Below are 14,033 nucleotides of genomic sequence, written 5' to 3'. Positions count from 1 at the left end.
CCTTGGAATTTAAAAAGCTTTTATGAAGAAACTTCTTCTATATTCTTACTCAAGCCAGTTTTCACCAGCCTTTTCCAGTTAAACAATATGTCATTAGCTAAACCATTTGAATTACGTTGTAGCGCAATTAAAACTTCTTGTTCTGGATACTCAAAATTAGTGAGGGCTTGCTGATCAAGCTTTGAAAACACTTCCTTTAATGTTTCCCATGCAGACTTAATCCGAATCATCTTCGTGATTTTGGTCCCCATATGGCAGACTATGAATAATTCATATTCATAGTCTGAATTTGGAATTTCACACATTGCTCTCCACTCATTCTTTGTAATCCGAACCATATCGTTATATGTAGGATTAATTGTTTTTACTTCTACAAATAACTTACTGTCTGCTTTGACACATTTAAAATCATAACCATCTTTATCTGGCTGTTTGGTAACACGATAACCAAGTTTTTCGTAAAATGGCTTTGCTGCATCTTCACCAAATTTACCCCATTCTTCTGGGTTGTCTCCAAGACCTTGTTGATTGTTCTGGACAATACTATCTGTTGGTTCTCGCTGATATTTTTTTTCTCTCTCAGTTATAACTGCCATCATTCGGTCTATAAGTCCATTTATGCTCTGATCTTTTTTTATCCAAGAGTCTTGAGGATTTTCGTGAAGAAGTTTTGCTAGTTGCTCTCGATGTTCGCCTTTTGATAAATAGCCGTGTATTGCCTGCCGTTTCTCCGTCGTTTCTGCCCGTAATACCCATTCTTGAAGATCTTCTACAGAAATACTTTTTCTTTGCAAGCGACAAGCATAGAAGAAATCGATGGCAGTGTCGGTATAGTCAACGTGCAGTAAGCGATCATCGGGTGCAAAACCAACTAACAGTTTCTCTTCGGCTTGGTCAGATGTAGCTGAAAGCAATTGTTCAGAGGGTAGATAGTTGCCAGCTTTTGATTGAAATTTAATCTGAGGCAGGAAATTTTTCAGGCTATCACACTCGGAAGAGTTGTTAAAGCTATTCAGAAAAGATTTTGAGATAAGCTTGCCTACTTGTCTTGCCTTTTCAGGCGTTACTTTTGCTTCAATGACTCCAACTTCGGTTTTCAGTGCCTTGAGCAGTTGTATATCGTCAATGTTAATGGTGAGCTTATCAAACAATGATTTGTCTAAAAGTTTTGTGGCTTCTTCCCATTGAGTATCAACAATCAGAGAACGTGGATCACTACTTTTATAGAAGCTTGACCAACTAGCAACTTCACAGAAGCAAGAAGACTCAGCGAGTTTACCTGTTACTTTGAAGTATTTAGTATTACTATTGATACGAATCAGTTTGCGATACTGACCATATAATCCGTTTGGTAGGGCTTCACTGTGGGTGATGAGATATCCCATGCCGCGATCGCCGCCTAAAATACCGCTAATCAGGTCACGCTGCTCATTAGTACCGAGTTTTTGCCAATTAACGGCTAGTTCTTTCCAAAGAAATTCCCAAAAGCTGTAACTATCTACGCTAGAAAAACCTAGAGCAACTTTTACATCTTCCCAGTTGGCTTCACATAATTTCTTTAGGAGTTGACCGAGCGCAATGCCAATATTATTAGCGAGTTCTTTGTTTTGTTCTGTTGAATCTAACTTTGTCCTTCCTGTAGTCACCTTAAAGGCTGCATTCAGTATAAAACCAACGGAAAGTTTTTCTTGTGTTGGTGCTGTTACCCAAAAAGTCGGTGCATCAGGAGTAGTGCAACTAAGCCTACCGTCTCTCTCGGTCATATCTAATAGCAGAGCAGATCCCGATTCTGTTCGCAGGCACAGTCGTAGCGAGTATTCACCGTTGATCGTAATTCTATTTATTTCGACACCTTGAATACCCAGGAAATTTTGTCTTTCCCATGTAAATGATTTTGAGTCATTATCTTGAGTATCGTTAATAAAACGATATTTTGTAATAGCCCGTGAAAAAACAGTTAAAATACCTGCTCGTTCTTGAAACTCCCGGATAATGTCTTGCGGCTGAATATCTTCATCTAATTCTAATTCAACAATCGTTGCATTTGAAGGCATCTTATATAAGTCTAATTTTTCTTGCAAGCCTTTAGTTTCTTCAGGAGAGAGCCGTGATGGAATTAGTCCCCCCTCGACAGCAAAACATAAACGGTTGCTTAAAATGCGAGGTTGTTTACATGAGAGATAAACACTTTTGAATCCTAAGCCAAACGTCCCTGTTACGTCAGCTCCCTTGTCAGAGTTGTTAAATATCAGCATCTTTTCAAGGTCTCGATCATACCCCTTATTGCGATACTTGTTTCTATCCTGTGGATGATCGGGATGTTGGAAGCAACCAATTGGTCTACCCGTATGAATAAATAAAAGCTGGCGATCGCTCATTACCACCACAAATTCTTTTCTTTCATTCTCAACTTCTTTAGGTAATGACATTTCTTGCCACTCAACCACAGCATCATCAGCATTTTGAAAAAGCTCAAAGGGGATACTCTGTAGACGATAGCCAAGCTGGACGATCTTTGTTCGTACAAAGTTTAGTAAGATATTTTTTACGTCTTCATTCTCCTTCAGCAGATTCCATAATTTTGATAGTTTCTCTTGAAAAGCTTTTTCCGTATCTTGTTGTTCTCTCTCAAGACCTTGTTCCTTATACTGAGCTTTTTGATGGCGTAAGTCGTCCAGATCTTTTAACTGTGCCAAGATTAAACGTGTTGGAATACTACGATCATCTTTTATACCAAGCGTTCTCAGAATATTTTCTGCACTATCTATCAAATAGTTCTCAGCTACTCGGATATCAAGCTGATCGGAATTTAGCAAATCCTCCCAAATCGCTTCTATATTTGGTTCGACTCCATAAACTTTTTTAAGAAGAACTCTAGTTGAGTCTTTAAGAATTCTCACTAACTCAGGACGAGCAATTTTTTTTGGTTGTATATCCAACAGTTCTAGCCGTCTTGGATTGCTAGCTAATTCACCTTCATTGACGAAAAAATGAGGCGGATTAGGTAGATTAGCAAGTTCAGCTTCAAAAGTACATCCCAGTATTGAAGTCACCTTGCACGTCCGTTTTTCAGCTTGACCAATATGCACTTGAAAAACTCGAATGGGTTTTTCTGTATTTTTCAGCAAGCGTGCTTGCAAATGTTCTATATTACGTCTGCCTAGATAATATTTCGCCTGTTCCTTAATCTTATTGTCAGAACTCTTGAAAAGACTCAGAAACGCTCCAATGGGTTCTAATTGACAGTGATCCTCCCATTTTTTAAAGTAATTTATCAAGATGCTATTTTCGTCTTCTGAAGCTTCATCTGATTCTGGTAAATCATGATTGCCTTGAGTCTCTGATTTCAAGAATGAATGTATAATATTTAATTGCTCTTCATCAAGCACATAATTATCATCAATATTGTTGCCTTCTTTTGTTAACTTCTTAGGACTTTTCCACTGACCTTTACGATTAAGGAGATGGATGTGGGGTAAAATATCTGTGCTGAATGTTTCGTAATTAATAGCTAATCCAAGATAAGTATTGAAAATTTCCACATTAGCAGCATCGACTTGAGAAGCGGGACTAGAAAGCGATATTAGAAGCTCGCGGAGCTTTGCCACGTCCATTTTATCTAATAGGTTTGGCAACAGATACGTTTTGAATTTCTCTTTTGATAGATTGTTGGCAAAGTTCCAGGCAGGCAGGAAGCTAACATCAAACTGCTTGAAAGCTTCTAAGCATTTATCTAAGGGAAATTCTTCAACAGAAAACTCTCCAATCTGATATTTTGGCGCTTGCTTCAGAAGTTTACCAATTTTAATTAATGCTTCATCTTCTGTGATGAATAGTTTCTTAGTAAGCCACTGAGAACAGTCATTATGATCGCGAAACTCCTTCGCTAATTGGGAAGATGATATATAACAATCAGGAACTAAAGAGAGTAAGTCCTCAATCTGCTCATTTAGAGATGGGTAGTGCAGAATCATGCTCTTAGGATCGATAGCATTCCCCTGTTTATCTACCAACCAAGCCAGCGTGCTAAGTTTTTGAGTGTTTACATTATTAGGAGTAGACTGCGGTAAAAGACTGCTGAGAGCATCCAGAATAATTTCAAAATACTTGTGTGGTTCGTTTTGAGCTAGAATAAACTCAAGAACATCATTCTCTTTCCATTGTGAAAAAAACTTATTGAGAATTGGAAAATTCTTATGGTTCGTAATTTCTTTAGGCAGTTGGCTCATTTCGGCATACTCACCAGCACTCAAACGAACCAGTGTTGATAGGTGTTTCTGGAGTTTATTTCGAGGAGTTTCAATAATTTGAGATAGACAGACAGTACGACCGCCTAAAAATAACCAGATTTCTCTCGTAAGAATTGTTTTTAATTCATCTGAAATATTTGTAGATAGCGCATCAAGGATAACTGGACAAAAACTTTGCCAATGTTCAATATTTTTCTGATTATGAGTTAATATTTTCTTAATTACTATTTCTGCATTCCAAACTGTAAATAAGCTCTTAATCCAATGCTCTACTTTACTCTTTCTGACTGATTCATGTAGAACCTGTTGAGGATGTTTACTCTTATCTAAACTAGCAATCTCTTTTGCATATTGCTCCAAATTTTTTGGGAGTTTGAGTATATCTTGTGGACAATATCCATTTGGAGGAAGCCACCCAGAACTTTTTAAAGACTCTTTGTGCGATTCTTTTGTTTCATCAGTCATCCTTTGCAGTGCATCGAGAATGATGCCATAGTATTGATGAGGATTCGGTAGGCTAAGAACTTTTGCGATCGCTGCATCAGGAGTCCATGACGGAATCCAGTGTTGCTGAATTTCTGTATTTTGTCGAATTAAAACGATGTAGTTTTTTAGTCGTTCATCTAAAGAAAAGTCAGAATTTTCTAAATAGACACGATCAACTTCGATGCTTTCTAAGCGATTAGGATTATTAGCGTTTTCATGTAATCGTAATGACTTCCATAGATCTTGATTACTAGGTTTCTGGCTGATGTAAGCGAGAAGTTCATATCTCTCAGATTTGTTCAGCAAACTTCCATCGACGGACTCTGGGTTTTGGCGAATTAAATCAACAACTTGTTCAGCTAGAAGTTTTTCAATTCCCAATCTTTTCAAATTAGCTGTAGGAGTAGGAAGGGAATCAATAAATACTGAATTAATTAATCGCCAATCTTCTTTCCGACTGGTGAGAACTTGTAACCCAATCTTTTGCCATAGCGTACTTTCTTGAGGGATGATGTATAAGGGTGTTTGTACATCATCATATTTTTCCTTATTTCCATGCAGCAAGTAACGTAATTCTTTAGACATGACGAATTAACTCCTTCAATAGATTTATGCGTTGTTCAGGAATAGCCAAATTTGGTTTTTTGTCAAGCAGGTTTTTACAGCTATCAAGTGTGAGTGAAGAAATACCTTTCATACTTGGAATTTTGTTAAGTATGCTTGCGAGATCCTCCTCAATGAATATGAAGTCATAATCAGGAATGGCTTCATTTAGGGCAGCCGCTATGGTATTGTATTTACCTGTGAAAAGAAGGTTTTTGGAGCGACTTTCGCATAGTTTAGCATAACTCCAAAGGTAAGTCTTTTTCTCGCGATATTTATAGCCGTAAAATAAGATTTTATCAGCTAGTTCACCAATAATAATTAAAGGAGAATCAAACTTGCTAAGAATTTGTTTAATCAGGTTACAAATTGCTAGGTATATAGACTTATCTTCTTTCAAGATATCACTAAGACAAGTAAGTACCTCAACTGCTTGCTGAGAGTTCAGTATTGCTTGACTAGATTGTGATGCAGGCTCAAAAGTTTTATAGATAAGCAACACATCGAGGTTGAGTGCATACAGCTTGTCAAGAACACTATGCACGGCGGTTTGCTCGTTTGCATCGAATTTGGCGATCGCGTAACGATTTTTCGGTAACACAAGTTCTACTAATTTCTTTACACAGGGAAGAATTTTATCTTTATCCTTTTGTAGTTGTGCTATACCAAGTTCTGCAAAAGCTTTATGAAGAAGTTTTCTTAAGCTTACCTGCACTTTTTCATCATTGATAACCTTAGTTTCCTGCTGACACTGACTTAAAAAAGCTTCGAGGAAGCTAAGATTATCAATATCTGAGAAAATTTTGGTGGGTTCGAGTGAATCTATAATAGCGCATATTTCGTCTGGTTTCCATGTGGGAGTATTTTTTTCTGCAAGTAAGTTCGGTTTTCCTTTGATAGTTAAGTAGTATTGCTCGGCGCGATTCTTAAGTTCTGGGAAAGATTCCCAGTTTGGTGGGATTTTAGGGAGTATCCGTAGATTAAATTCCCCTGAAGAAATTAATTGCCAGCGTTCTTCTTTGGGATTAATTCGATCTTCTTTGGGATTAATTCGATAAATCCATTGTTTCTTTTCACAGATTTCTTTAATGTTTTCCCTAAATAAGGGTTTTGCGTGTAAAGCTTTACAAAATATCTCAATCTCATCATTAGTTAAGCCCTGGGAAAAATCTTTTAGAGCATCTAAAATGGTACCCAGCAAAGATTTATATAGATCAAAGTTCCAATCTTTTTTTAAGACAGTATCATCATCGTCACCCTCAACACGCTGACTAGCGATTATATGCCGTTCATTATTCCAGCCCAGAATTCCTGTTCGAGCAAAGTCAACAAAGAAATATCCATGCAGTGTTAAGCAAAAGCTTTTCTGTGACGATATATTGCTCGAACTGCTTGCTATTGGTAAAAATACGGCTGTGCGTATCATTAAATTTGCAGATTGCGATGGCCAGCGACCAAAAATTACAGCCGTGTGTGGTTTGATATTCTTGAATTTTGTGGGAAAATTGCCACGCTTGCGAATATCGGTAAAAGTAGAATTTTCATGAATAATCTCTTGACCACTAAATTCAAAATCAATAGAAGAAGACGTTGAGATAAGTTTTACTATTCCTTTTAAAGCGTGAGCTTCAGAAGGCTTCAGTTTTGATAAAGCGGCATGGCGGCGCTCTCCAGAATTAATAGTGATCAAATATTTTTCTTGACCACAATCCAAATCATTTTCCCAGTAACGAATAGTTTTCAATGAATGCAGTAAGGGGAGAAGAAGAGTAAATTCTAACTTAGTTGCTTCCTCTGACAAAAAACTGGGAATCTCTTTATTGAAAAAATCTGCTTTACCATTTTTAATACATCCTAGTTGGATACCTTCTTCTTCTGTTTCATGGGTTTGATGGCTGATTTGTCTTAGAGGTATCCATAGAATAAACCATTGGGATTGATACTCTGGTTGTTCAATAATTTTGCTAAGAGCATCTTTTACTTTCTTGCAATCCTCTGGCTCGAATTTGCCCCATTCAGGGTGGTACGAATCTCCATCTCTATCTTCCCAAGGATTAAAAATGTCAGCGCGTTTGTATTGTGGGTTTTGAATCTCAGAACCGATGTAAAAAAATGCCTCACATAAATGAAATACACTTTTTAGTCCGAGTCCAAACTTTCCAATAGCATCTTGCTCTTTGGGCTTATTACTTCCCCCAATTATGTAGCGAATCGAACGAGCATTTTCGTTGGTAAATGTACCATCATCTACTATAAATAAAGCTGGTGTGCGTAATAAAGGATGCTTTGCATTTGATATCCCTTCGATCCAACCAAAATCAAAGTGGGTCGAACCTGCATCTTCAGCATTTTGAACAAGCTCTTTGAGAACAGGGAATCCTGATTTATAATTTTTTAGCAAATTCTCTCGAAGATATTCTATGTCACCTAGTGGATGATGTTCAGCCATATATAGTTTCTTTTACTTATGTTCTAAATTCTCAGTTCTTGCGATCAATGAAAACCATTATACGACATCTTAGAATATCTCGCCCGTGGCATGACGGAAACAGAAATTCTCGAAGATTTTGCCGAACTAGGGGTAAAGCCGAGATACCTGCATTCCGAGGACGTGACATTAAGAAACGTAACAAATAAGTCCCTACGTAGCTTTCGAGGAAGCTTGCAAGCACAAAAGCATCCTAAATTAGCTGACTATTCAATCAAGTTTGAGAAGGCAGAGTATTAGTTATACTCTGTCTTCGTACCGACCAAAACAGCGGAAATCTTTTACTGCTAAACATTTCAGGCTTTGCTACTTCAAGTCATTTTGTCTTATATTTACAAAACTTTACGTCGTGTCCTATTTTGCGCGTATCTCGACTATACCCCTTGTGGGTTCACGCCTCTTCCCTAACTCCCGCGTGATTGTCACTCACGTCTGTATCACAGTACGCTCTGCTGTGGAAGTTGGCGCTCACAGCGTGTTACCGACGGTTTGGCTCTGCTGCTCGGCGAGCCCTCTAACCTGTGGTTAATACTATTCCTCCTTCAACCGTCGCAAAAGCTACCTGTGGGTGAATAGCACCAATGAGGTCGTGAATTCAAATTAAGGGGAGGATTTAAGCTTATTTGCAGCTCATGTTCGATGGTAGGAATATAACCATACCAAGCTTCGGACATAGCCTCAAAATAGAAATGGTCGCCCCAAATGGCATCGCATTTTTTGCAGCCAAACGACATATAAGAACGCCTGACTGTTTTACTGTACCGTTTCTTAATCTCTCCCATGCGGATTGTTTGACCTGCCTCTGTTTTTAAATAGTTTTTGACTGCTTGGATAAGTTCAGGCCTAAACAGCCAAAAGTTGCTGTCGAAAGCCCCAAAATCTCCCTCATCTATTTTTATTCCGCATTCTGAATAATAACCAGCGTTGGGGATGTAATAAAGGTAGTGCTGTTGTTGGCATCTCCAACAAATCACAGCAAAAAAAACTACCTTAACTTGCTGAATTTGACGGACTCGGTAATGAGAAGCAAATTTAAAATGCCTTGACAGCAGAGCTGCCATAAATTCTGAAAGCGTCAGGGTTGTGGTAGAGGCATCAACCATTAGAGCATCCTTTGATTCCAGCCACAACTTAAACATAGGTAAGTCTTGGCAACTAAAATCAGGAGATGTAGGAAGTTTGCCCAACAGCCAGCAGCAGCGAATGCCATCCCGCTGATATTTGGCTTGCCTTGCAGCAGTTTCTTCTAAAGTTTGCGGACTCCACTGCACCTCAAAAGCTAGCTTAACTAACTGTCCCCGGTCAGTTTTGGTGGCTAACACATCCGCTCTCCAATCAGAGCCTGAAACTTCTGTTTTTGCGTCGTAGCCGAATTGCTGGCAGACTCGAACAATTTCAGTCTTGGCTAATAGGTGCTGCCACGTTTCCGGTGCCCAATTACAAATCCTATCTTTGCCGTGAACAAAATGCTTGGTGCCGAGTTTAGACGTGCGTAAATATCCAGTTGAGTCACAACAGCACAGTCTAACTTTTGGGCGCTGAGCTTTCAAATTCAGCCATTCTTCATCGGACATCAGAGGGGCTAATAGCTCTCGGTCTGCAAAAAATGCTCTCAGTGGCATCATTTCACCTCAAACGCAGCGCTTGTATTGTTAACCAAACATATCAACAAACCGGAGTGCGATCGCCTTCCAAAACTTGCCGACTTCTGAACCGCCGCATTAAGAAATACCCCCGACGGATGCAGTAATGCAGTAAGTATGCAAGACTTTGGAGCGTCGGGTCGAGTATACACCAAGCATGAAGATAGAAGGCCACGGGCAGGCAAAAATCCTTACTCAAGAGGAAATCGAACTCTTGTTCAACGAAGGTTTGCAAACCGACCGCGCCCTCTTTGGAGTTTGTCTCTACACCGCCTGCCGGATTGCCGAAGCTTGTTCCCTAGAAGTCATCGATATTTACACTGCCAGAGGTACAGTCCGACCTACAATCAACTTCCGCTTTCGTCAACACCAAAGGCCAACTCCAAACCAGGACGATTCCGGTCATTGAAGATTTGCGAAGTCTCCTGACATCTTGGAAACCCAACGCGGGTCAGACTTACTTATTCCCAGGCCGCCACCCTTGTCACCCTTGGAAGCATTTGCACCCCGATTCAGCGGATCGGATTTTGAGAAAAGCGTTCGAGCGGGCCGACATCGAGGGAGCCTCCACCCACAGTTTTAGGAGGACGGCCCTGACGAGCGATGAGCAACGCCGGAATTCCGCTGCGGATTATTCAAGAAATCAGCGGTCACAGTAACCTCGAACAATTGCAGCGCTACTTAGAAATGAAGCCGGATCAAGTCAAAGGAGCGATCGCCTCTCTTTCCATGCTTTCCTACAGGGGGACATACTCTATTTCCCGCCCTACCATTCTCAGATAAATCAGATTGAGGATGAGAGTTCGCATCAATAGCCGGAAGAATTAGCTTGTCGCATATTTTAGGGCGAGTACGAATTATGCCAGATTATCACTAAAGGAGTTAATGCTAGAGCCACATTAGACAGCTACTAAGGCGAACGTTTTATCGTTAATTAGGGTGACTTACTTAATCTCCATCTTAAGGTAGTATATGAAAAGAAAAAACTTTTGATAGACTTGGGCGGATTTATGTTTCAAAGCATTACTTCTCAAATTAATGGTTCTTCTTCCTTCTTGTCATATTTAGTAATAGTATTAGGCGTTACTAGCATAGCGTCTATACTGAGTTGGCGATGGTGGAAAGAAAAGCAGGCTTATAAATCGCTAAAATCACTCCCTTCGCCTCCCCAATACTGGGTATTAGGAAATCTGCCACAAATATTAGCCGCAGTAAAACAGAAGAAATTATTTCAGCTATTTTTTGATTGGAGCCAGCAGCTAGGCCCGATGTACGTCATCTGGAATGGCAGGAGTCCATTTGTGATTTTAAGTAAACCAAAAGTAATTGAAGATACCATTATCAATGGAATGAGAGATGGTAGCTTAATTAGACCCAAGCAATTACGCGAAGCATGGAACGATATCAGTGGTTCTATTATGCTCGGAGAAACTGGAACGGAGTGGCAGTGGCGACGCAAGGCTTGGAATCCGGAATTTAGTTCGAGCAATATTTCCAAATATCTGGAAATAATTAGCCAAGCTTGCGAACAAGTCATTGAGACGCTCAAACAAGTTGCACCCCCAAAAGAAGTGGAGGTAGATCCTCTGTTTGTGGAACTAACAATGCGGGTGATTTCCTCTTTGGTACTAGGTATTCCTGTCGATAAAAATAGTACCAGTCAGTCAGGCCCCCCCCTGGAAGTTAGCAACCTGTACGAAGCGATGTCTATTGTAGGTTATCGATTCCTGCGACAAGCTACGGGGGAGAAAATATGGATGAAATATTTGCCAACTCAGAATTCACGGGATTATTGGGCAGCAAGGCGATATTTAACCGAATTTCTTACTCCCCGCGTAGACTTAGCTTTACAGATGAGAGAACAAAATCAAACTGATTTCCCACAAGTCAGTAGTTTGTTTAGGGAATCAATGTTAGTCAAAATTGCGGCTAAAGAACCAAAATATGACCGCGAGACCTTAATATCAGAATCGATTGAACTATTAATAGCTGGGACTGACACCACAGCCCATACTTTATCCTTTGCACTTGGAGAGTTGAGTTTAAATCAAAGAGTTTTTCAACAAGCACGGGACATCGTTGACCAAGTTTGGCAAAAACAAAGTGGGATTAACCTAGAAAACCTCAAAGAATTAGCTTATATTCGTGCCATTATCAAAGAAACACTGCGGCTTTATTCAGTTGCCTCCGGCTCAACGACATTGGAGGCTCAACGGGATACTCTAATTGAGGGTACAGTGATTCCGCGTGGGACGAGAGTATCCTGGTCAATGCTTGCAGCCGGAAGAGATCCCGAAGTTTATGCTAACCCAGAGGAATTTCTGCCCGAACGTTGGCTAGACAAAAATAAGGAAACAAGTTCACTGCCAATGATAGACTTTGGCTCAGGGTCGCATCGTTGCTTAGGAGAGCATCTATCAATGCTGGAAGCAACAATGATGTTAGCATTATTGGTGCGCCACTTCGATTGGGAGTTAGTTAACGGTCGTTCTTCTCTCGAAGAATTACAGCAAAACCTGTTAATTTATCCGTCAGATCGAATGCCAGTACGCTTTCGAGGCAGAAATTAAGCCTAAACCTTTCAAAGACCGCCATTTTTAAGAATGTACAAGATAGCCTGATTAGGGTGAATTGGCTGGCTCAAGAAAATCTGCGATGAGCTCTCCACCCTAAAAATCAAAATCCTAAGTGCTGCACAGCCCGTCGCTTCGTTTCTTCGCCCCGGCGATCGTACTTAGCTGTGGTCACAGGGGAAGCGTGACCTGCCAACTTCTGCACTGTCACGATATCGACTCCAGCATCGAGGAGGTCTGAGCAAAACGTCCGCCTGAAATCGTGAGGAGAGAAAGAATCCACTCCAGCGAGTTGAGCCCGTCGCTGCAAAATCTTCAACACGCCATCGTCCGTCATCCGCCGAAATTGAATTCCTCCTCCCTTACGGATGGGAAAAAGCAACGGGCCCGGTTCCTCTCCCCTCAACTTGAGCCACTTTTCTACCAAGGCGATCGCCGGCCCTGGGAGATAAACTGTTCGGTCTTTCTTGCCCTTACCCTCTCTAATTTCCAACGCTCCCGTAGATAGGTTGAAATCTGCCTTCTCCAGGTTGACTGCTTCAGCCCGACGGATGCCACCCCCACGCAAAATAGCAATAAGCGCTGTATCCCTGACATCAACGGAACTATTACCTGAACAGCTTTTCATCAGTGCTGCAATTTCATGCGGTGACAGTGCCCGCCCCCTTGGTTTTCCCGATTGTTTGATACTCTTGACATCCACCGCTTTACTGTAATCTTGAGAGTCTATTAAATCTAACCGCAGAGCCTCCTTCAACACTCGCCTCAAGGCGCACAGCATTTGATTGACCGATGCTGGCGCGTACTTTTTCTCCAGTGCCGAGCGCAGCGCTGCCGTGTGCCTGTAGCGCAATGCTGCCCAATTCAAAGTCATCGCACCGCACTCCCCATTAGTGAGCAGCTTCGCCATGATGTCGAGCCCTGCCACCATCGTTGCCTTCGAGCGATCGCTCCCCAAACTATCGAGGTACACCGCTGCTGGATGCAATGCCAGCGGCACCGGTGCGTGCAACTTCAAGGTTGAGGGCTGTTGCTCTTCAAGTAAGTTGAGCATTTACTCTTTATAACTTTTCTTATAAATACTAATTTAGACTAAGGAAGACTTGCCTTTATCCAAAATTTACCTCTCAAAAGAGTCGCCCTCAGCAGCACCTGGAGGTTGGTTCTCCCCCAAGGCAGAGGCTTGGAGAAACCGAACCAAACCCAACACGCCCGCCCTGCCCCCAATCTCGAAGAGTGCGGTCGCTACACTTTCTATGCACACAACCCGAGCCCCCATTGCATCGGCCTGCCTAACTAATTATTTCTCGTGTCCCAATATCAAGGTCGTGTTGCGGGGTTTGTACGAAAGGAAGCCCAAAGTGCGAGCGTGATTTTGAGTTGGATACGAAAGGCGATCGAGATGGAAGATGAGGTGAGTCAAAATCGAGATGTCAACGGATTAGATAGATGCGTCGTCCGGGGGCGTAGACATCGCTCTCAAGTACAGCCATTGACTCTTACACATTTTAGAGAAGCGCTTTGAGCTCTTACTACTTGTTGAACTAGCGACACATAACCTCTTGGGCGATCGCGTTTTTAAGAAGGGGATTATGCGAGATCCCTCATGAGCGCGAGCGATGGCTATGGGAAAGCAGCTCACACCCGCTCTGTACGTCCTTACACTGCTAAACATCACCCGCACCGTGCTTTTGGTACGGTTGGCAACACCGCCGATACTTCCCCCGACGCTCGCGCCGTGCAGAGTTCGCTCGGCAGGGCCATCATGGCGTTGCTACAGCATTTTCGGTTTCTAGGAATAGCTTTGTACGGTTTTCTTCAATGTCAATTGCCCCTGCTTCTTTCGCACTTATTCTGGCAAATACGACCAACAGAGTGGGGTTCTCCTGACTGTTCTTCCCACTTATAAAGCGGCATCATAATAACTGTAAGCAATGAGCTTCAACCAAACTTTCCTTATAAAGCTTTACCATCTTTGAGGTGACAGATT

Annotated in this window: 10 protein-coding genes; 6 read left to right on the top strand and 4 right to left on the bottom strand. The window is 41.4% G+C overall.

Translation table 11 applies throughout. The annotated features are described in order from the left end of the window. Positions 1–20: 20 nt before the first annotated feature. Both AAFP14_RS23390 and AAFP14_RS23385 read right to left on the bottom strand, forming a co-directional pair. Positions 21–5,321, bottom strand: coding sequence for a protein NO VEIN domain-containing protein (locus AAFP14_RS23390; RefSeq protein WP_341734584.1), 5,301 nt, complete (start codon positions 5,319–5,321; stop codon positions 21–23). Next, positions 5,314–7,788, bottom strand: coding sequence for a sacsin N-terminal ATP-binding-like domain-containing protein (locus AAFP14_RS23385; RefSeq protein WP_341734583.1), 2,475 nt, complete (start codon positions 7,786–7,788; stop codon positions 5,314–5,316). Before AAFP14_RS23385 ends, AAFP14_RS23390 begins: the two co-directional genes overlap by 8 nt. Before the next feature lie 90 nt (positions 7,789–7,878). Between AAFP14_RS23385 and AAFP14_RS23380 the strand changes: the two genes are divergently transcribed. After that, the gene (locus AAFP14_RS23380; protein ID WP_341734582.1) at positions 7,879–8,067 is read left to right on the top strand and encodes a hypothetical protein; all 189 of its coding nucleotides are present in this window, start codon (positions 7,879–7,881) and stop codon (positions 8,065–8,067) included. 302 nt (positions 8,068–8,369) lie between these two features. Here the strand turns inward: AAFP14_RS23380 and AAFP14_RS23375 are convergent, their stop codons facing one another. After that, positions 8,370–9,452, bottom strand: a complete 1,083-nt coding sequence (locus tag AAFP14_RS23375; protein ID WP_341734581.1) for a competence protein CoiA — start codon at positions 9,450–9,452, stop codon at positions 8,370–8,372. Between the two features lie 175 nt (positions 9,453–9,627). Between AAFP14_RS23375 and AAFP14_RS23370 the strand changes: the two genes are divergently transcribed. The 3 genes from AAFP14_RS23370 to AAFP14_RS23360 all read left to right on the top strand — a co-directional run bounded on the left by AAFP14_RS23370 (position 9,628) and on the right by AAFP14_RS23360 (position 12,040). Beyond that, a complete protein-coding gene (locus tag AAFP14_RS23370; RefSeq protein ID WP_341734580.1) occupies positions 9,628–9,879 on the top strand; it encodes a hypothetical protein in 252 nt (83 codons plus the stop codon). A gap of 194 nt (positions 9,880–10,073) precedes the next feature. Next, complete coding sequence (locus AAFP14_RS23365; RefSeq protein WP_341734579.1) at positions 10,074–10,253, top strand: hypothetical protein; 180 nt, start codon at positions 10,074–10,076, stop codon at positions 10,251–10,253. A 227-nt stretch (positions 10,254–10,480) separates the two neighbouring features. Next, positions 10,481–12,040: a cytochrome P450 gene (locus tag AAFP14_RS23360; protein ID WP_341734578.1), complete on the top strand. Its 1,560-nt coding sequence runs from the start codon at positions 10,481–10,483 to the stop codon at positions 12,038–12,040. 106 nt (positions 12,041–12,146) lie between these two features. On the opposite strand, the gene AAFP14_RS23355 is transcribed toward AAFP14_RS23360, so the two are convergent. Continuing rightward, the gene (locus tag AAFP14_RS23355) at positions 12,147–13,097 is read right to left on the bottom strand and encodes a tyrosine-type recombinase/integrase (protein ID WP_341734577.1); all 951 of its coding nucleotides are present in this window, start codon (positions 13,095–13,097) and stop codon (positions 12,147–12,149) included. 255 nt (positions 13,098–13,352) lie between these two features. On the opposite strand from AAFP14_RS23355, the gene AAFP14_RS23350 reads away from it, so the two are divergent. Together AAFP14_RS23350 and AAFP14_RS23345 are read left to right on the top strand one after the other, a co-directional pair. Further along, positions 13,353–13,568: a hypothetical protein gene (locus tag AAFP14_RS23350; RefSeq protein WP_341734576.1), complete on the top strand. Its 216-nt coding sequence runs from the start codon at positions 13,353–13,355 to the stop codon at positions 13,566–13,568. A gap of 81 nt (positions 13,569–13,649) precedes the next feature. After that, complete coding sequence (locus AAFP14_RS23345; protein WP_333438693.1) at positions 13,650–13,952, top strand: hypothetical protein; 303 nt, start codon at positions 13,650–13,652, stop codon at positions 13,950–13,952. Positions 13,953–14,033: the final 81 nt, after the last annotated feature.

The sequence above is a fragment of the Microcoleus sp. EPA2 genome, assembly GCA_020882975.1.
In the GTDB taxonomy this organism is placed as follows: domain Bacteria; phylum Cyanobacteriota; class Cyanobacteriia; order Cyanobacteriales; family Microcoleaceae; genus Microcoleus.
This window is presented reverse-complemented; position numbering and strand designations above follow the sequence as displayed.